The following is a 20,094-nucleotide window of genomic DNA, read 5'->3' on the forward strand; positions in this document are numbered from 1 at the left end:
AACAGTACCTACTGGAACTGCAACGCGACTGGGCACGTTCCGAAACGTACAAAGCGACAACAGATATTGCTAAAGAACACGGCGGCGCATACGGTCTAGGTATTATTTACTCGCAAGAAATGTTCGGTGGTAGTGAGGGACATTAATCGATTAGCAAGAGAAAATTCACGAAGTAAGATATTACTTCGTGAATTTTTTCATCATTCAAAGTACTAGGATTTAATCAATAATTGATAAATTAAGTCAAGGAAAGGAAAGGAAAGTAGATGAAAAGTGACACCAGTCCAAGTAAACGAGTGGCTGGATGAATACAATGACTATATGCTGCTAGCCCCGTATTGTTATAAACGGGGTTATTTGTTGTTCGTCGATTACATATTGAAACGTTCTTAAAACACCCTCTCTTTTGATAAATTGCCGGAACCTCTAAGCCCTCCTTATAGTTCCGAAACATCGCTTGTTATGCGAGATCTAACGTCTCAACCGGCTTAAAATGGTTTCTACAAGTAGGGGCGATCAGTTTTAGCGACGAGGGCCAAGTGGCTTACGAATTCCGAACTGCCTCCGAATACGACGGCGGAAGCGTGGCTGCCTGGCGCGGCGCTCATGGCCGCACGAGTAAATACAAGCATCCATCAAGCTCAAGCCGCTGGCGTTCTCTCCGTGGAGGAGCAGGATGGCGGGCTTCTGCTGAAGTTGGGTTCCGGGGTGTATCGCTTCGTCGTTTGGAAGTAACAGCATTGTTCGAAGCAGCGTTTGCGCGAGCGATTTTCAGAAGTAATCCGATTTTATAAAAACCCTAGTAATAGAAGAGCCTGCTTCCTATCGAGAAGCGGGCTTTTCATATGTTCAGACTACATACATAGTGTTCCCAACGCACCAACCCTAAAATCTAGCAACCTTCACCTGAAATCTAGCGGATATATTACATGACAGGTCCCCTCATATAATGTTTATAAAGACCAGCGATCACCTCGATCACGCTCATTACCACCAGCGGGGGGAATACCCAGTACGGGAAGCACAAAGAAAAGTACCCTATGCTAACGAGTAACAGAATCGGCTAAGCTGAGATTACTTGAACGGGACCGGCCAGCCAGGCAAATATAGGTGTCCGGGCAATCACTCTGTTAAAGAAACCGAAGAAACCAGCTAATGCTTAAGTGCGTCGGTGCTTTCCCGCCATTATTGAAGGGTAACAAGATCAACGTCATCGCCGTGAAGAAGGCGATAGGGAAGAATGAATGCACCAGAAAGGCAATGCCCATCGAGGCGGCTAGCGCTCAGTTTTTTCTAATGTCAATTCTAAGGGGTGCATATCACTCTCAATGAGGCACCGCTTTTTTGTTTGAAATATCTTTGCAGCTATTACGAATGATCCGTGGGGTCGGATCGGATAACTAAGGGGGGATACATTATGGAATTGCGCCAGCTTGAATATTTTATACAAATATGCAAATCGGGAAGTTTCACCAAAGCTAAAGAAGAATTAGGTGTGACTCAGCCTACACTAAGTCAGCAAATTCGGGTTTTGGAAGATGAGTATGATATTCAATTGTTCGATCGGGTAAGTAGGGGAGTTGAAGTAACGGAAGCGGGAAAAATTCTCTTGAATAAGGGCAACGCTATTATGAATCTTCTTGAAGAGGCGCGAAATGAAATATATGGCCGAAACAATATATCTAGAGAAACAATTTCTATTGGATGTTGTCCTGCTGAACTTGAATATCTTGCTCCTTATTTCATGAGATTTTGCGAAAAGTACCCGAATATTTTATTAAAAATTATCAATGCAGAGGATGCCGAGAATAAAGTTTTGGAGCAAAGGGTAGACATTGGAATCACTGCAAATCCGATTTCTGATGCTTCGGTCATTTCGACTCATTTGTATAGACAAGAAATGGCGCTATTGATTCACTCAGAACATCCTTTCGCCGATAAATCTTCGATTCCTTTTCGATCCTTGAAGCAAATGAATTCCATCATGTTTCCAGGACAATATAAGTCATTAATTGAAATGAATTGTTTCTCTTGTGGATTTGCCTTGAAGTCGATGATAGAGACGTCCTCCACTTCAATTATGATTCATTGGGTTCGCCATGGACATAGAGCAGCTCTTATACCAATATCTTTGCTCGAAAGTCTAAGGGACGATTCTTTGCGTATTGTAAAATTAGAAGGCCAAGTTCCTTGTTGGGATATATCTCTTGTATATCTTAATTCCGTTACTATGAGTTCCACTGCACGCATATTCATTCAAGAGATAAATTCTTATGTCCAAGCGGCGCTGCAATAATGATTGAAATTAATAAAGATACGAACAGTTTTATGTACGAGAGAAGATCAAAGAAATGCAGAAATACATTATGTTCCAACTGGAAATGATATCATAATTGTAGTTCACATGCGTATTCTGATCCCAAGTGACATCTGATTCAATCTTGCGGAGACGCTTCAGTGCTTTTAAAAGAGGTATAGTTGTGTACAACTAAGAATATACATTGGAAAACGCTGTGTAGTTTCAAGTAAGCAGATTTTACTTTGAGGACAAGTGTAGAAATCAAAAATTCAAGCAACGTCTACTTCTGGTACTCAATCGAGGTGCAGTAATGTATTTTATTCTTTTAGATTATAGTGTTATTCTTAGATATAGGCGGAAAAGGTGAAGTTAAGATTGTAATTCATGATTAATTAAACAACTTTATTTTCAAAATAAGTGTAATAAGTACGTGGTAAAACAGTTTGATTAATGAACGCTTATTTTCAACAAACGAAAAACGATGATTTTAATGGGCTGTCACTTAGGCTTGTGAAGGAAAGCTATTGCTATAATGCACTTTCCTTCACAAATTGTTCAGGAGGTTCGAATGCATAGAGTAGGATCCAAATTGTTAGTGGTAGTTGTCATCATAGCTGCGGCGTACTTCCTGGACTTAAAGCTGGATTTTTTTCCTGCAGCGACAGAGTCGGAAGAGGTGACCGCAATGGATGAGACCAATAAGCTGGAGCGGCTGGAGCTTGAGATCGCGAAGCAGTTACAAGCGCGGTCCGAGCGTTTCTCGGTAACGTACACAGGGGACAAGCAGGAGCTTTCGAGCAAGATGACGGAAATCATTCGTTTAGCGCTCGGGCATGACGACTACACCGCCTACATCCTTGAATCCTACATCTACACGATTCGCAGCTGGGGAAATAAGTCGACCATCGCTCTAGAAGCCAGATACCGTGAGACGATAGAGCAGACTGCGGCGGTAGACCGGGAGGTAGCCAAGGCGCTGAAAGCGATTATCGAACCGGGAATGAACGACCATGAGAAAATAAAAGCGATCCATGACTGGATTGTAAGCCATGTGGAGTATGATCAGTCGCTGACCCATTATACGGCATATAACGCGGTTACCTTGGGCGAGGCCGTTTGCCAGGGCTATTCGCTTCTCGGCTATAAGATGCTGAAGGAAGCGGGCTTAACGGTACTAATTGCGGAGGGCACGGTGAATACGGGGGAGCATGCTTGGAATATGGTACAGCTGGACGGCATATGGTACCATGTGGATTTCACTTGGGATGATCCGGTCAGCGCGAAGACAGCGGGCGAGGAAGTGCAAAAGAATGAATCTGAATCGGGCGGGAGTTCGATAAGATACAACTATTATTTACGGACGGACGAAGAACTTCGTGCGGATCATCAATGGACCAAGACGTATCCGGCGGCAGCGGTTTCTTATGCGGATACGATACGCGAGCTTGAGCAGCAGGGCACGGAGACGGAGCGCAACCGCTTCAGCAAGCTAAAGCTTGCCCTGGGATTGCACTGGCTCGATCCGGAGTACACCGTGTCAAGCGCGGAGCAGCTCAACCAGGTTATTCAGACGGCGCTTGAATCAAAGACGGCCAGCTTGGCGTTCCGCTATGAGGAAGGCGATCAATTTCCGGCAGCCTTAAAGGCAGCCTTCAAGCGCGTAAATGTGGCCGTAGGTTACCGGGCGAGCTACGAGCCCTATGCGGGAGACGATTCGCTGCTGGTCCGGTTGCAGCTGGAATATGCGAAATAGTATTAGATCGGTAGAGGCGCAGAAATGCGCCTCTTTCTTTATTAGAATAATTTACATAGATCCGTGGGTTTTCGCCTTTGCTCCCCCCCCCCCTGTGGCTTCCCCGAATAAAGCTCCTTCAATGGGAGCATCCGCGCATTGTAATGAATAGTTTTACCGGGTATTGGCATAATACTTCCTAGAATTACCTCTAGAAAGGACACAGCTATGGCGTCTAACGACAGGCCTGGGGAATATAAGCAATCCGAAAATACCCCTGTAACCGATAAACCCGCAAGCGGCATCCTACAACCGATTTCGCAAAGCTTGTCCAATACCCGAGAGGAATTGAACAAGCTTTTATCGCATTGTCACGACATCGTTATGCAGCCCTCCCGGTACGGTGACGCGTTTCAATATCAAGCGCTTTCGGTTCATTGCAACTCGCTTGTCGAAGAGAAGGAAGTTCTTTTCTTAAAATCCGTTTTCCTGGATCTTGCCTCCCAAGAAACAGGGGCATTTCATTCGATCTCTCCGGAAGACGTCATCCGTTTTTTTGAAAACCGAGGCGTTACATCCAACCGGGTTTCGGTCGTGGAAAAACTGCCCGATGCCGTACAGCAAATGATGTGCGGACATGTGGTTATCTTTTTTGACGGCTGGAATAAAGCACTCAGCTTTAACGCTTTTTCCGTTGAATCGAGAACGGTCAGCGAACCGATTACGGAGCCTGTCGTGCGGGGTCCACATGACAGCACCACCGAGGATTTAACGAAAAACATCGGTTTGCTGCGGACAAGATTGAGAAACCACCTTTTTAAAATCGAGTTGTTTTCTGCGGGCGGAAAATGCCGGACTACAGCCGCATTCGGTTATTTGGAGGGCGCCGTAAACCCGGAAACGCTGGAAGAGTTCAAAAAAAGGCTTGGCGCAATAAAAGAAGTTGAAATACTGGATACCTCCTTTATTGAGGAAATGATTGAAGACAGCACCTATTCCCCTTTCCCGCAGCATCGCTATACGGAAAGGCCGGATACGGCCATCGCAGCCGTATTAGACGGCAAAATTATCGTTTTGGTTTCAGGCTCGCCGTCCATTATGATCTGTCCCGGTCTTTTCGCCGAATTTTTCGCGACGAGCGAGGATTACTACTATCGGACGGTAGAGGCAACCTTGCTTAGGCAGCTTCGGGTTATTGCCTTTTTCATGGCGCTGATGCTGCCAAGTATTTATATCGCAATGAGCACCTTTCATTCGGAGCTGATCCCTACCGTTCTGTTGATGGCCGTTCTTGAAACCCGTGAAGGCATCCCGTTTCCTGCCCTAGTGGAAGCCTTGTTAATGGAGTTTTTCTTCGAGCTTCTGCGTGAAGCCGGTATACGTCTCCCACGCCCTGTTGGCACAGCCGTGAGCATCGTTGGCGCTCTCGTTATTGGACAAGCCGCCATTCAAGCGAAAATCGCTTCGCCCATTATGATTATTATCGTAGCTTTGACGGGGATCGCTTCCTTTTCCATGCCGCAGTATTCTTTGGGTGTAGCGCTGAGGGTGCTGCGCTTTCCGTTAATGATCCTATCCGGGACCTTGGGAGGCTTTGGATTAATGATGGGGCTGCTGTTTATTCACCTACACTTGACGGCTCTCCGTTCGCTTGGTCAGCCGTATTTGGCAACGTTCGCTCCGCTGCGCATACGCCAGCTTCGCGATGTATGGATACGCGCTCCATTGAAGACTCTGCTCCGGTCACCGCGGAATAAGCACATGCACAAGCGCCAGTAATCGTAACGATTTGAGGCTGAAGAGGAGAATCATGATCATGATGATGAGAACAATCAAATCGATGACCATTATGCTCCTGTGTCTGTTTCTTGTAACCGGGTGCTGGGATAAGGCCGAGCTGTTGGAGTTCGCTTATGTCCAGGCCGTCGCCTTTGATAAAACGGACAACGGCAAATTGAAATTGACCACGCTATTCTACAAACCAACCGGGGGGGGAAGCGGAGGCAGCGAGGAGGGTAAACAAGCCGGCTCGAGATCGTTCACGATTCAAACCGAAGCTTATACGGTTTTTGAAGCGATCCGGGATATTTCGATTCATTTCGGACGTAAAGCCAAATGGGATCATATGCGGGTCATTCTAATCAATGAACAGGTGATCAAGCAGCGGGATATCGGGGATATAATGGATTTTTTTGCCAGGGATCATGAGCCGCGGGGAACGACTCTGGTACTCGCTACAAAGGGAGAAGCCGCTAACTATTTAAAAGTTCAACCGTTAATCGAGTCTACGCTTGGAGAGCAACTGCGATCCATGGAAATTACGGCAACCCGTTATTCGGCAAAGTCTATTCATACGAATTTTCTGGATCTAAGCATTCAGTTGAACAGCGCGGTCGGAATTGCCCTGCTGCCATATGTTCAATTATCCAAAAACTCCAAAGAGCTTTCTGCCTCGGGCATTTCCATTTTAAAACGCGGGAAGCATGTCAGCACCCTGTCTCCAACTAAAATTCAACGATTATTGATGCTGACTAATCAATACGCTGAAGGCAGCATAGAGTTTCCTTGCGATAACGGAAACGAAAATGTTAAAGAGGCCCTCGAAGTCGTTTCAGCAAAAACGAAGGTTGTGCCTATTATTCAGGGAGATTCGCTGACCGTTAAGCTCAACACGAGAATTATAGGAACGGTTAGCGAGATGCATTGTTCTACTATCGTGAAGAAAGAGGACGAGGCTGCGTACGAAGAGAGAATTAAGAAAACGGTCGAGCAGGAGTTTCGGGATTTGATAGCTGAGCTGCAAACCAAACGACTGGATGCGATCGGTATCGGCAACAAGATATTCGCAAAGAATCCTACATTGTGGAAAAAATGGGAAGATAACTGGGACAAGCGTTTCGCCCTTGCACATTTCGAGAGCCATGTTGAGATCCAAGTGCTTCATACTGGCTTGAACGTTGGAAAACCGTACTCCAAGTATAAGGAGAGGTAAATGGATGCTGATCCGACTCGTTATTGTGTTCATTATCTTCGCAGCCGTACTCGTCTTTGACGCCCCTAATTATAAAAAAAACAACAAGCGAGGGCGTGCCGTTTACGCGCTCTCCATGGCTGCAGTCGTCTATCTGGGGCTTGATTTTGCGGTGGGAAAAGATTGGCCGGAACTTCATGACGCGGTCGGTTTTATTTTTTCCGCACCTGCCAGAATGATCATAAACTATTTTGAATCCAAGTCCTGACATGAATTAATTATCGCATTGGGGGATTTTGAAGTGAATGTAAAAGAAACGGTCAGTCCCGTGCAAATGTCCACCTTGTTTTTCAGCTTCATGACCGGATCTGCTATCATCAACATCCCCGGTCCGTTAATCGGCGTCGCAAAAAACGGAGCTTGGCTGTCTCTTCTCATTTCGTGCTCTTTCGGTTTCTTAATATTGGCCTGCATTCTTTATTTGCACGAAAAATATCCTGGCGATACTTATATCGATTACGCCAAGAAGATGCTTGGGCCTTGGTTGACAGCGCTGCTATCCGTCCCTTTTATCCTGTATATGTGTCAGATGGCTTCCGGAATCGTGCTTGACGCAGGTTTATTTCTGTCCACAACGATGATGAAAAAAACGCCCATCATTGTATTCAACGCCTTCACCTTCACGCTCATTGCGTTTACGGTGCGTGCCGGCATCGAAGTGATGGTGCGCATGTTCACAAACCTTATTCTGATTATGCTGTTTTTTGTGTTTATCGTGATGCTGCTTTCGATACCCAATTATCATCCTGACTATATCATGCCGATCATGCCGGAGGGCATCAAGCCGGTTTTGCACGGGGCATACTTTTCGTTTGGATTCCCGTACGCGGAAGCTTTCCTGTTTGCCATGCTGTTGGCGTTCGTAAAGAAAAATCCGGACAACAAAAACAGTGTAAACCGATGGATGTTTATCGCTTTGCTTCTCAACACCCTCCTCTTAATTTCATCCGTAATTTGCGTCATTTTTGTTGCCGGGCCGGTCGCCGGCGACGTCAAATATTCACTGTATATGGTTGCGCGTCTGATTGACTTTCAGGACATAATCCAACGAATCGAATCCATTATTGGCATGACATTAATCGCCGGCTCTTACATGAAAGCGACGGTCGCGCTGTTCGTCTTAAATTTAACTTTAACCCGGCTGTTTGGCCTGCAGGACGACCGGCTCCTTATTTTCCCTCTTGCGCTTATAAACCTGTTCCTGTCGGTCGTTATGTACGACAGCGAGATTCAATGGTACGAGATCGTGTCGAACATATGGCCGTTATGGAACGTCGTAGCCGGATTTGTCCCGCTGCTCCTTCTGACGCTGATCGCGTGTATCAAAAACAGCAGCAAAAAATCGGGAAGCAACGGCCCGAAAGCCCCATCCGAGGGTTGATGTAAAGTTATTTGTCATCCTGTACTGCTTTCATGAAAATATCCAACTATTAAAACCTAATACGGGGTCCCAAGCTTGGTGTACTAATCCGTTACAGCGCCATGAATACTGGCCTGTATTAATAAACTATTTTTTTTATATTAGTTTACGCTTCTGATAAGCATGCTTAATACAAAAAAAAGGGGGTGCAACTTTGGAGGCCACTGAAAAAGTCCATCCTCTAGAAAAAGGTACGGTCCTTCAAGAAAGTTGAAGAGACTGTACCTTTTTTTGGCGTATAATTAAGGCATCATGAAAAGCGGGTGAGAGCGGATGATTCGGCAACAACAAACCTTGGTTCTGAGTCCTTATGCGGCACTGTATGTAAGACGGTAGCCCTTGCCATCGAGCAGAATATCCTAAAGAGCAACTCCATCATCGTTGACGCTACGCATACGAAAGCGCGTTATAACCAGAAATCGCCCCAGGAAATTCTGCAAGACCGTGCACGGAAGTTGCGAAAGGCTATTTACACGATGGATGAATCGGCCAAAGCCAAAATGCCAACAAAGAACGCAACCAATGTACTCGAAGACGAAATCGAATATTGCCAGAAGCTCGTAGCCTTCATCAAAAACAAATCCGGGATCGCACAAGTGCCGAAAATTCTATAGCCTCTTAATCTGTTGAAAGAGACCATAACAGATGATGTCGAGCAACTTCGCCTGGCAGTGGATCCGGATGCGCGTGTGGGACATAAGAGTGCAGACTCTGCTTTCTTTGGATACAAAACACATCTGGCGATGACCGAGGAACGCATTATTACAGCGGCTGTCATTACAACAGGCGAGAAGAATGACGGTGTTATTGGCGATACCGCTTACTCCGAGAAGGATAACATTTCATACACGAAGAACAACGAGATTGAACTTGTATCGAAACTAAATCCGCAGATTACGCAAGGCGGTCGCAAGAAAGAGGACGAATTTTTGTTCAACAAAGATGCTGGCATGTACGTATGCCCAACTGGTCACATGGCCATCCGTAAGGCTCGGCAAGGCAAGAAAGACGCCGGTACAAACCAAGTAGACACCTATTACTTTGATGTGGAACAATGTAAACGTTGTCCACTCAAGGAGGGCTGCTACAAAGAAGGCGCCAAAAGCAAGAGCTATTCCGTCAGTATTAAATCCGATGTACACTCGGAGCAAATGGTGTTCCAAGAGACGGAATATTTCAAGGAAAAATCCAAGGAGCGCTACAAAATTGAAGCAAAGAACAGCGAACTCAAACATGGACACGGGTATGATGTTGCCACATCCTCGGGTCTGATTGGCATGGAGATGCAAGGAGCTATGACCATATTCGCTGTAAATCTTAAGCGAATATTGAAACTGATGGATTGATAAGCAAGGTGAATAGCCCAAATTCAAACACAAAAAAGACATCCTACTCCCCAAAACACGGGAATGGATGTCTTTTTTGTCTTATCTAGGGCTTCCTAAGGAAAGACGTAAGTTCTTCAGTGGCCTCCGACTTTGCACCACCTTTTTTATATATGGTTAACATTCTATTGCTCGTTCTATTGCTCGCTGTTTCTCGCAGCCGTCATTTGCTGCCAAACGGAGCCGGCGGCTTCCTCGCCGCGCTCAATCCTCTCAAGCGCCATTTGGGCTTGAAGCTGAATTTCGAACTCGCTGTCCTTCGCTGCTTCCCGCAGCGCCTCGACGGCAGTCTCGTCGCCAGCCTCGTACAGGAAGCGGGCAGCGCGCCAGCGGACCAGCTTGTTCTTGTCGCGCAGGGATTCAATCATCGGTCCGATAGCAGCGGGATCGCCAAGATCCGATAGCGTATCGCCGGCAGTCCTTCTCACGGACGTAGAAGAGTCGCGCAGCGCTTGGAATAAATATGGCAGGGCTTCAGGCAAGCGCAGATCGCCTAAATAGATGACTGCCAGCCTTCGGATCGAAGTGTTCTCATCCTGAATGGCTTTGGCCAGCAAAGGCAATCCTTCAACGGAGGATACGTACCTCTCCAGCGCGGCATAACGTACCTGCCAATCGGTTGATGCGAATTGCGCCTCTGCTTCTTCGAGGGTTAGCGGGGCCGGCCTTACAACCGCCGGCGCAGCTCCCTCTTCCAAGCCGGACTGGCCTTGCTCGACAGCTGCTTGAACGAGCGTTTCTAACCGTTCGCTCGGATAAGAAGCCTCGAGCTCGCGTACGATTTCGGCGGCGATCTCCTCAGGCTCGCCGTAACGGACGCCGAATTCCTCGAGCTTGCGCTCACGGATCATGCCGGAGCCGGCGGCTCGGTTAACGGCCTCTCCGAACTGCGCGGGGAGCGCCGATCGAGCCTCGGTATCTCCCATACGTACGCGTACCTGCATCGGAATCCCGCGATACATTTGAACCAGTACCTGCGCTTCGCCATAGCTGGTTGAAGGTCCTTTGCCGCCAGCCTGCTCTCCGTCAGCGTTATCCTTCTGCAGCAATTGTCCGGCTTCAGCCAAAATAGCGGCCCAATCGGCTCCGGGTTTGCGGTCAAGGGCAATAAAGTCGGCGGTGCGGAACAAGCTGCGCACCCCTTTGATTTGGAGCAGCTGCCGGAGCAGCTCAGGCGCTTCGCTTGCTTCGCTGGCTTTATAAGTAAGCCTGCGTCCGCGCGGCAGCATCTCATCGACGTTCAGCTTCATGGAGTTCGGACTCGGCGTGGGTTCTATAGAAATTAGTTTCATAAGGAAACCTCCTGAATTGATAATGGGGTAAATGAAAATTTCCGGCTTATAAGTAACATTTGCTGCGTCGAAAGCGTAGTCTTATGTGTAAAACTTATATAATCAAGTGTACCTGATTTTAGGGTTGGATGCTAACGGAGGAACGCATGGTTGTCCTTGTTCATTTGGCGGCCTGGGATTTTTACGTATAAATAACATATTTGCAATGTAAGCTGTCAGCTTGGTATCTTATAAAAACAACGGAATTTTGCGGGGAGGGATTAACGGTTGAGGTTAAAACGATTTGCAAACATAGACCCTATCGAGCAGCACACATCGCTTAAGCAATTCAAGAGATGGCGTCAAGAACGCATTCGCAGGCTAAAAATGAAGGATTATTCATTTACCGTTCCGAATGTCGAGCCTGATATCGCATATTTGGAAAATAACCGAAAGTGGCCGTCCATCACTTGGGTGGGACACTCGACCTTTTTCATACAATTTGGCGGTTTGAATATTATTACGGACCCGGTTTGGTCTACCCAAATGGCCTTCCAAAAAAGACTTTCTCCGCCGGGAATTCCGATTGAGGATGTTCCGCCGATCGATGTCGTCCTTATTTCCCATTCGCATTATGACCATCTGAATATAAATTCGCTGCGCAGGCTGATCGGTTCCAGGCATTTGCTGGTGCCGGCGGGCCTTGGCGCAAAGCTTAAGAAAAAGGGCTTCATCCGTATCCATGAGCTGCATTGGTGGGAATCCGTTATGTTAAACGGGGTCAAATTCACCTTTGTGCCTTCTCAGCATTCGACTAGGCGTAATCCATGGGATACGAACAGCTCGCATTGGGGCGGCTTTATCATTGAACGTCCAACCTCGCGCAGCGGGAAGCTTGTTGGCCGCGTTAGCGGATTGGCTGCGGAGCCAAAAACGGCGGACGGCTCGGAGGCTCAAGCGCAGATCGCAAGCACAGCCGAACCGGCAACAGAACGTCTGCATCCGTTTTTTAACGAGCGGGGCCAAGCAGAACGGCCAATCATATCCGATTTTCCAACGATTTATTTTGCTGGAGACAGCGGCTATTTTCAAGGCTTTAAGGAGATCGGACGACGATATCCTATAGACGTCGCGCTTCTGCCGATCGGGGCGTATGAACCGGAATGGTTCATGGCGCCGCAGCATATCACGCCGGAGCAAGCGCTTCAGGCTTTCGAGGATATAGGGGCCAAATGGTTCGTTCCTATGCATTACGGCGCTTTTAAACTGGCGGATGATACGCCTCGCGAGGCGCTTGACCGACTGGAGGCAGAGCGCAGAAAACGCCGCATTCCGGATGAGCAGATTCTAACGCTGCCGCTCGGAGAGACTTGGCGTTTGTCGGGAAAATAACAAACGCGAACAAATGCACGCCAAATTCGCGCAATGACGACGGTGGACGAACAAGGTATACTGATCAAGAGCCTATATCGGAAATTGATAACGAAGCGAGGTTTGCATGCGTAAACCTAAGCGAAATCTTACGAAGCGAGGTTTGCATGCGCAAACCTAAGTGAAATCTTACGAAGCAAGGTTTGCTGTTGCAAACCTATGAGGAGGAGCAATAAATGAGTCAAGCTAACATACGTCTCGGCGTGATCGGCGCAGGCGCGATCGGCAGCATTCATATGCAGACGTTCAATAAGGTGGAAGGCATCGACGTCGTGGCGGTTACGGACGTATACCTTCCGCTTGCCGAGCAGCGTGCAGCGGAGCACGGCATCCAGACGGTTCACACAAGCCCGCAAGCACTGCTGGAGGATCCGGCAATCGATGCAGTCGTTATCGGCGTGCCGAACAACTATCATGCGGCACTTGCGATAGAAGCGCTTAAGCAGGGCAAGCATGTCCTTTTGGAGAAGCCAATGGCTATTAATTCCGATGCTGCGCGCGAGATCGTAGAAGAAGTGGAGAAATCCGGCAAAGTTTTGATGATGTCTCATCAAATGCGCTGGACGGGACTAAGCCGGGCGCTTAAGCAGCGAATCGACAACGGCGACGTAGGACAGGTTTATAATGCGAAGGCGGGCTGGTTCCGCAAGAAAGGCATACCTGGCTGGGGCTCTTGGTTTACTCGGAAGGATCAATCGGGCGGCGGACCGCTGATCGATATCGGCGTTCATATGCTTGACTTGTCCCTATACCTCATGGGCACCCCGAAGCCAGTGTCGGTTTACGGTACTACCTATGCGGAATTTGGACCCAACCGCCAGGGAATCGGGAGCTGGGGAACACCGAATTGGGACGGATACTACGACGTAGAGGATCTGGCTTCAGCTTTGATCAAGCTTGATAACGGGGCGACATTATCGCTGGAAGTAAGCTGGGCGGCGCATGCGGCATTTTTGTCGGAGGAGCCTTTCATCCATTTGATGGGGACCCAGGGCGGCGTTGCGATCGTGGGCAATTACGGCAAGTACGTTACCCATGCCGATACCGGCGTAGCCGAAAGCGATATTGAGCCGCTTGACGGGGAAGAGGATCGGATTCTTATGAGCCGGCATTTTGTCGAGTGCATCCGTGAGGGCAAACAGCCGATAACATCGGCGCTTTCGGGTTATACGAATAACCGCATTCTTGATGCGATCTATGAATCATCCCGCACAGGCAACGAAGTGAAGCTGAACTGGGATTAAGGCAGCCGCTTCGCGATCATGTGCCATAAGATAAGCCTTCCCTAAAGCGACGACGTCTGTTGCTTGCTTAGGGAAGGTTTTTTGTGCTTTCCCATTGCGCCCAAAACACTGCTTTAATGCAGCGCAGCCTGCTGTTTAAGCGGGAGCAAGCCAAAAGAGGGTTCGGTTTCCGCGGATACTGTGGTATAATAGTTCGAGATAAAGTGATTTTGTAGTGAAGGACGGGATTAAACGAATGATTAGCACAAGTGGCATAACGCTCCGTTACGGGAAGCGGGCGCTTTTTGAAGATGTAAGCATTAAGTTCACGCCAGGCAACTGTTACGGCTTGATCGGCGCTAACGGCGCAGGCAAATCGACCTTTCTAAAAATATTATCCGGTGAAGTAGAACAATCGCACGGAGAAGTGCATATAACGCCGGGCGAACGGTTAGCCGTTCTAAAGCAGAACCATTATGAATACGACGAGTCCGTTGTTCTTGAGACGGTTATGATGGGTCATAAGCGCCTTTACGAAGTAATGAAGGAGAAGGACGCTTTGTACGCGAAAGCGGACTTCACCGATGAGGACGGCATGCGTGCCGGCGAGCTTGAAGCGGATTTCGCTGACATGAACGGCTGGGAAGCAGAGTCGGAAGCGGCGGAGATGCTTAACGGCCTTGGCATTACGCCTGATCTGCATGACAAGAAAATGGCAGAGCTAAGCGGCAATGAGAAGGTTCGTGTTTTGCTTGCGCAAGCATTGTTCGGCGCGCCGAACATTCTATTGCTCGATGAGCCTACCAACCACTTGGACATCGAGTCCATCCGCTGGCTGGAAGATTTCCTTGCTGATTATCAGGGCACGGTTATCGTTGTCAGCCATGACAGGCATTTCCTGAATACCGTATGTACGCATATCGCGGATATCGACTTCGGTAAAATCCAAATGTATGTCGGCAACTACGACTTCTGGTACGAATCCAGCCAGCTCGCTTTGCAGCTGATGCGCGGTGAGAACAAGAAGAAGGAAGACAAAATCAAAGAGCTTCAAGCGTTTATTCAACGTTTTAGCGCGAATAAATCGAAAGCGAAGCAAGCAACGTCAAGACAAAAGCTGCTTGAAAAAATTTCGCTTGACGATATTCGTCCATCGAATCGTAAGTATCCGTTTATCCTCTTCAAAGGGGAGCGCGAAGCTGGCAAGCAGCTGCTGCTTGTTGACGGCTTGACCAAGTCCATCGATGGCGAGAAAGTGATCGACAATCTGACGATCGCGCTTAACAAAGGCGATAAGGTCGCTTTTGTTGGCCCGAACAGCTTGCCCAAAACTTTGCTTTTCCAACTGCTTGTTGGCGAAGTTGAGGCGGATGCAGGCAGTTACTCATGGGGCGTAACAACGTCTCAGGCTTATTTCCCGAAAGACAACTCGCCATATTTTGATGGCGTTGATTTGAATCTCGTGGAATGGCTCCGTCAATACTCGAAGGATCCGGACGAGACTTTCATCCGCGGCTTCCTTGGCCGTATGCTATTCTCTGGCGATGACGCGATGAAGAAAGCCAGCGTATTGTCCGGGGGCGAGAAGGTTCGCTGCATGCTCTCCAAGATGATGCTTGAAGGCGCGAACGTATTTATTCTCGACGAACCAACGAATCACTTGGATCTTGAATCCATTACGGCGCTTAATAACGGTCTGACAGATACGGATTGTACCGTTCTGTTCACCTCGCATGACCATCAGTTCGTTCAAACGATCGCTAACCGAATCGTTGAGATTACGCCTAACGGCGTGATTGACCGGATGATGACCTACGATGAGTACCTTGAAAGTGCTGAAGTAAAAGCGCTTCGCGAGCGTATGTACGCGGTATAGGCCGCCCAATTATAAGAGTGTCCAGCGTAAGGGAAACCTTGCGGCTGAACGCTCTTTTTTTGTAGTTAACCAAAAAAGTCCCGTACAGGAAAACGAAGGGGACGAGTTTTTGTAATTTATGGTTGCAAAGTGCGCGGATAGAGATTATACTATCGTTGAAAAGGTTTTCAGAAAAGCTTTTCAGAAAGCCCTTACAAAATAATAACGTTCAAATGGAGCAAACGAAGTGTAGCTCTATATATTCTTATTCAGCAAGAAAGGCGTGCACCTATGAAATCAACCATACGCGATGTCGCAAAATACGCGAATGTATCCATCAGCACGGTTTCCCGGGTTATGAATGCTCCGGATACGGTTGTGGAGGAAAAGCGGATGAAGGTATTGGAAGCTATCGAAGCGCTTCAATACCAGCCGAATGGATTTGCAAGAGGGTTGATTTACAAAAAATCCGATACGCTTGGCGTGATGATCCCCGATATTGAGAACCCTTATTATGCCGGCTTAATAAGGGGAATGCAGGATGCTGCTGTAATGCTCAATCATAGTCTGATGATTTGTAATACGGATAGAGATAAGAAGCGTACAATCGCATATGTCCAAAATTTCTTTGAAAAGCAAGTAGACGGCATCATCTTTGCGAGCGATTCTTTACATGAAGAATATTACGAGGAGATGCAGCGTTATCGTCTGCCCTTCGTGCTTGCCTCAACAAATGCTCCCGAATATGATATTCCTTCGGTTGACATCGATGATGAACAGGCGGCTTATGAAGCCGTTAAGTATTTATTGGAATCGGGTCATCGCCAAATCGGCATGATAAGTTTTCCGTTGGGCGATTCCATATCCGGAATGCCGCGCTGCGCTGGCTACAACAAAGCACTGCAAGAGTTCGGGATCATGAGTGATGAGGCGGATATCGAGTTTGCTGTGCATCGGTTTGAACATGCGTATAATGCGGCAGAGCGGCTGCTTTCGCGCAACCGGGAATATACGGCCATTTTTGCGGCATCTGATGAATTCGCAATGGGAGTCATCTCCTATTTACGGGATCATGGAAAATCGGTGCCTGACGACATATCTGTTATCGGCTTCGATAATATTCGCATGGCTCAAATGTTCATTCCTAAGCTGACGACGATTGACCAGCCGACCTATGACATCGGGTATCGCTCGGTTCAGAAGCTGCATGAGCTCATAACGACTGGCAAAGTAGCCGAACTCAGAGAAAAGCTTCCTCATCAATTGATCGTGCGGGAATCAACCAAGACGAACTAAACAGAAACAAGGAACGGTTTTTTGAGAAGATGAATCGTTGGATTATCCAGCGAAAAGGTAATCTTTCTTAAAAGAGGGAGCTGTTTCACGCGTCTCTGAAAAGCTTTTCAAAACCTTAATAAAAACGCTTTCTTATTCTAGGGCAATTATTCAATAGGCGTGTAGGCATAAAAAGACCTAATATTGGCATTTTAAAGGAGGTGATGTTACTACTCGAGATCTAAATTTCTTCAGATGTTTCGATCGGGCCATGAAAGTGTAAGGTAATTACTGTATTACTTAAATATGAAAGGATGAGGTCTGTGAATTCGAAAAAAACAAAGAAAGCATTGCCTTCGTTTTTATTAATGCTGGTCATCGCGATGACGATTACGGCATGCGGAGGAAATAATAATGCAAATAACGGAGCAAATACGCCGACAGATAAACCGGAAGAGACCGCAGAGGGCGGAAATGCCGGAGCAGCTGGCGACAGTGCGCTGTCCCAGGCGATGAACGGTGATTTCAAAGGTAAAAAAGTAACGATGTTCGGTCCGTTTACGGATGCGGATGAAGTGAAATTTACCGAAAGCATCAAAGCATTCGAAGAGAAAACAGGTATTGATATTGCTTATGAAGGATCAAAAGAATTCGAAGCAACGATCTCTGTTCGCGTAAACGGCGGCAACGCGCCTGATATTGCGGACTTCCCGCAGCCGGGCTTGCTGAAAGGATTCGTAAACTCCGGTAAGGTTATTGATGTGAAATCATTCCTTAGCGATGATTATTTGAAGAAGCAGTACAACCAAAGCTGGCTCGACATGGCAACCATGCAGGGTGCAAGCGGCGACGTTATGGCAGGAGTATGGGCGCGCAGCAGCGTGAAAAGCCTAGTATGGTACAACAAAAAAGCATTTGCGGATGCAGGCTATACCGTGCCTAAAACGTGGACTGAGCTTATGGCTTTGACGGATCAGATTGCGAAAGACGGCGATCCGGCTTGGAGCATCGGCATTGAGAGCGGAACAGCTACAGGCTGGGCGGCTACCGACTGGATGGAAGATATCATGCTCCGTACGACTACACCTGAAAACTATGACAAATGGTTGTCCGGCGAGCTTCCTTTCACGGATCCTGTAGTTAAAAATGCTGCGGAAAAAATGGCTGAAATTTGGTTCAACGAAGATTATGTATACGGCGGACGCAAATCCATCGCAACAACATCTTTCGGAGATTCCGTTAAACCGCTGTTCGATAATCCGCCAAAAGCTTGGCTGCACCGTCAAGCGGGCTTTATCACAAGCTTCTTCCCGGAAGGTTTGACAGCTGACGATTATGATTGGTTCCCATTGCCGGCGATTGACGAGCAATATGGCCAACCAGCGCTGATCTCGGGCGATATTTATGCCATGTTCAATGACCGTCCAGAGGTTCGTGCCGTAATGGAGTTCTTCACGACAGGCGAATCGCTGAAATCATGGATTCAAACGGGCGGCGTAACGGCGCCAATGAACGATGCGGATCCTACCTGGTATCCGAACGACCAAGAGCGCAGAATGGCAGAATTCGTGAAAACGGCAGATACGATTCGTTTTGACGGATCCGACTTAATGCCGGGCGCTGTCGGCGCAGGTACATTCTGGAAAGGCATGACCGACTGGGTCAGCGGAACGGTTGATCTGGATACGGCTTTGAAAGAAATTCAAGCGGGCTGGAAAAAATAAATAATAGCTAAAAAGGATCTCGCGGGGCTGTCAGCCGGAAGGTGACAGCCCCGCGATCATCTGAAATCTGGCGTGGTAAGCACATGCTTACGAAGTAAGGTTTGCTTCACAAACCTAAGCACATGCTTACGAAGTAAGGTTTGCTTCACAAACCTAAGCACATGCTTACGAAGTAAGGTTTGCTTCACAAACCTAAGCACATGCTTACGAAGTAAGGTTTGCTTTACAAACCTAAGCACATGCTTACGAAGTAAGGTTTGCTTCACAAACCTAAGCACATGCTTACGAAGTAAGGTTTGCTTCACAAACCTAAGCACATGCTTACGAAGTAAGGTTTGCTTCACAAACCTTTAAGGAGGATTCATATGGAATTACAGGCTAGGAAAGGCAATGCTCTGCGTCTACTGTTGTTATCCGTGCTGGTGCCAGCTTTGAATATTGCCGTTCACTGGTGCATATTTTTGTTCTTTCGCGATTCCAGTCTGCCGCCCGTACTGAATGCGGTATTGGCTGTCCTTTGGGGAGCACTGGGCATCTATTCTATTTACTACTCTTTTAACTGGGTAGTCGAACAATATCCGGATCAATGGAAGCGAAGAATATTGCCTTTTGTATTTGTTGGACCAGCGGTGCTGCTGCTAGGCTGGCTCTTGGTTTTTCCAACGCTGCGGACTCTATATTTAAGCTTTTTCGATGCAGGCTCGGTTAATTTTGTAGGCTTCGCTAACTACATGGCCGTATTTACGGATCGGCTGCTCCTTATGGCGCTTCGCAATAACCTGCTGTGGGTATTTTTTGGCACATTAGCGTGCGTAGGTTTAGGTCTGCTCATTGCGATTTTGGCTGACCGAAGCAGCTTCGAGAAGCTGGCTAAGGGACTCATCTTTATGCCGATGGCCATCTCGTTCGTTGCCGCAGGCGTCATTTGGAAGTTTATTTATTACTACCAGCCAGGAAATGAACAAATCGGTTTACTTAACGCAATCGTCGTGAAATTCGGAGGCGAGCCCCAAGCTTGGCTCAGTATGATTCAGCCTTGGAATAACCTGTTTCTGATTGCCATTCTGATTTGGATGCAAACAGGCTTTGCGATGGTGATTTTCTCTGCAGCGATCAAGAGCATTCCGGAGGATATGCTGGAGGCTGCCCGCATGGACGGCGCAGGCGAGGTCCGGATTTTCTTCAAGATCATGATTCCTTATATTGCAGGCACCTTGCTGTCGGTAACAACCACAATCATTGTATTTACGCTAAAAATATTCGATGTCGTTATGATCATGACTGGCGGACAGTATGAGACGGATGTTGTAGCTACGCAGTTCTACCGTCAACTCTTTATGTACCAAAATGCAGGCTACGGCTCGACCTTGGCGATCGTATTGTTAATAGCGGTCATACCGGTCATCATTATCAACCTGCGCCAGTTCCGCAGAGAGGGGGGCTTCTAA

At 47.6% G+C, this 20,094-nt stretch carries 14 protein-coding genes and 1 pseudogene; 14 read left to right on the plus strand and 1 reads right to left on the minus strand.

Features of this window, described 5'->3' with window-relative positions; genetic code table 11:
• Positions 1 to 606 precede the first annotated feature (606 nt).
• From MRBLPE1_RS14630 to MRBLPE1_RS14665, 8 genes and pseudogenes are all read left to right on the plus strand, one after another.
• Positions 607 to 735 carry a hypothetical protein gene (locus MRBLPE1_RS14630; protein ID WP_364146406.1) on the plus strand — a complete coding sequence of 43 codons (129 nt, stop codon included), beginning with the start codon at positions 607 to 609 and terminating at the stop codon, positions 733 to 735.
• Positions 736 to 1,417: 682 nt separating this feature from the next.
• Positions 1,418 to 2,296, plus strand: a complete 879-nt coding sequence (locus MRBLPE1_RS14635; protein ID WP_364146408.1) for a LysR family transcriptional regulator — start codon at positions 1,418 to 1,420, stop codon at positions 2,294 to 2,296.
• Positions 2,297 to 2,867: 571 nt separating this feature from the next.
• Positions 2,868 to 4,052, plus strand: a complete 1,185-nt coding sequence (locus MRBLPE1_RS14640) for a transglutaminase domain-containing protein (RefSeq protein ID WP_364146410.1) — start codon at positions 2,868 to 2,870, stop codon at positions 4,050 to 4,052.
• Positions 4,053 to 4,259: 207 nt separating this feature from the next.
• Entirely contained in the window at positions 4,260 to 5,810 is a 1,551-nt protein-coding gene (locus MRBLPE1_RS14645; RefSeq protein ID WP_364146412.1) for a spore germination protein, read from the plus strand.
• Between the two features lie 37 nt (positions 5,811 to 5,847).
• Positions 5,848 to 7,023, plus strand: a complete 1,176-nt coding sequence (locus MRBLPE1_RS14650) for a Ger(x)C family spore germination protein (RefSeq protein ID WP_364146414.1) — start codon at positions 5,848 to 5,850, stop codon at positions 7,021 to 7,023.
• Positions 7,024 to 7,027: 4 nt separating this feature from the next.
• Complete coding sequence (locus tag MRBLPE1_RS14655; RefSeq protein ID WP_364146416.1) at positions 7,028 to 7,270, plus strand: hypothetical protein; 243 nt, start codon at positions 7,028 to 7,030, stop codon at positions 7,268 to 7,270.
• A gap of 33 nt (positions 7,271 to 7,303) precedes the next feature.
• On the plus strand, positions 7,304 to 8,443 hold the full coding sequence (locus MRBLPE1_RS14660) for a GerAB/ArcD/ProY family transporter (protein WP_364146418.1): 1,140 nt from the start codon (positions 7,304 to 7,306) through the stop codon (positions 8,441 to 8,443).
• Between the two features lie 365 nt (positions 8,444 to 8,808).
• A pseudogene (locus MRBLPE1_RS14665) lies at positions 8,809 to 9,828 on the plus strand (transposase); the annotation flags it as partial.
• 176 nt (positions 9,829 to 10,004) lie between these two features.
• On the opposite strand, the gene MRBLPE1_RS14670 reads toward MRBLPE1_RS14665, so the two are convergent.
• Complete coding sequence (locus MRBLPE1_RS14670; protein ID WP_364146420.1) at positions 10,005 to 11,159, minus strand: virulence factor; 1,155 nt, start codon at positions 11,157 to 11,159, stop codon at positions 10,005 to 10,007.
• Positions 11,160 to 11,426: 267 nt separating this feature from the next.
• On the opposite strand from MRBLPE1_RS14670, the gene MRBLPE1_RS14675 reads away from it, so the two are divergent.
• The 6 genes from MRBLPE1_RS14675 (at position 11,427) to MRBLPE1_RS14700 (ending at position 20,094) form a co-directional block, all read left to right on the plus strand.
• Positions 11,427 to 12,530 carry an MBL fold metallo-hydrolase gene (locus MRBLPE1_RS14675; protein WP_364146422.1) on the plus strand — a complete coding sequence of 368 codons (1,104 nt, stop codon included), beginning with the start codon at positions 11,427 to 11,429 and terminating at the stop codon, positions 12,528 to 12,530.
• 215 nt (positions 12,531 to 12,745) lie between these two features.
• Positions 12,746 to 13,813, plus strand: a complete 1,068-nt coding sequence (locus MRBLPE1_RS14680) for a Gfo/Idh/MocA family protein (RefSeq protein WP_364146424.1) — start codon at positions 12,746 to 12,748, stop codon at positions 13,811 to 13,813.
• Between the two features lie 235 nt (positions 13,814 to 14,048).
• Positions 14,049 to 15,668, plus strand: coding sequence for an ABC-F family ATP-binding cassette domain-containing protein (locus tag MRBLPE1_RS14685; protein ID WP_308994216.1), 1,620 nt, complete (start codon positions 14,049 to 14,051; stop codon positions 15,666 to 15,668).
• A 270-nt stretch (positions 15,669 to 15,938) separates the two neighbouring features.
• Positions 15,939 to 16,943: a LacI family DNA-binding transcriptional regulator gene (locus tag MRBLPE1_RS14690; protein WP_364146426.1), complete on the plus strand. Its 1,005-nt coding sequence runs from the start codon at positions 15,939 to 15,941 to the stop codon at positions 16,941 to 16,943.
• A 293-nt stretch (positions 16,944 to 17,236) separates the two neighbouring features.
• On the plus strand, positions 17,237 to 18,646 hold the full coding sequence (locus MRBLPE1_RS14695) for an ABC transporter substrate-binding protein (RefSeq protein ID WP_414698873.1): 1,410 nt from the start codon (positions 17,237 to 17,239) through the stop codon (positions 18,644 to 18,646).
• Between the two features lie 365 nt (positions 18,647 to 19,011).
• Positions 19,012 to 20,094 (plus strand): carbohydrate ABC transporter permease, encoded by a 1,083-nt coding sequence (locus MRBLPE1_RS14700; RefSeq protein ID WP_364146427.1) that lies wholly within the window; start codon positions 19,012 to 19,014, stop codon positions 20,092 to 20,094.

It is taken from the genome of Paenibacillus sp. LPE1-1-1.1 (assembly GCF_040676435.1).
Classification (GTDB): Bacteria; Bacillota; Bacilli; order Paenibacillales; family Paenibacillaceae; genus Pristimantibacillus.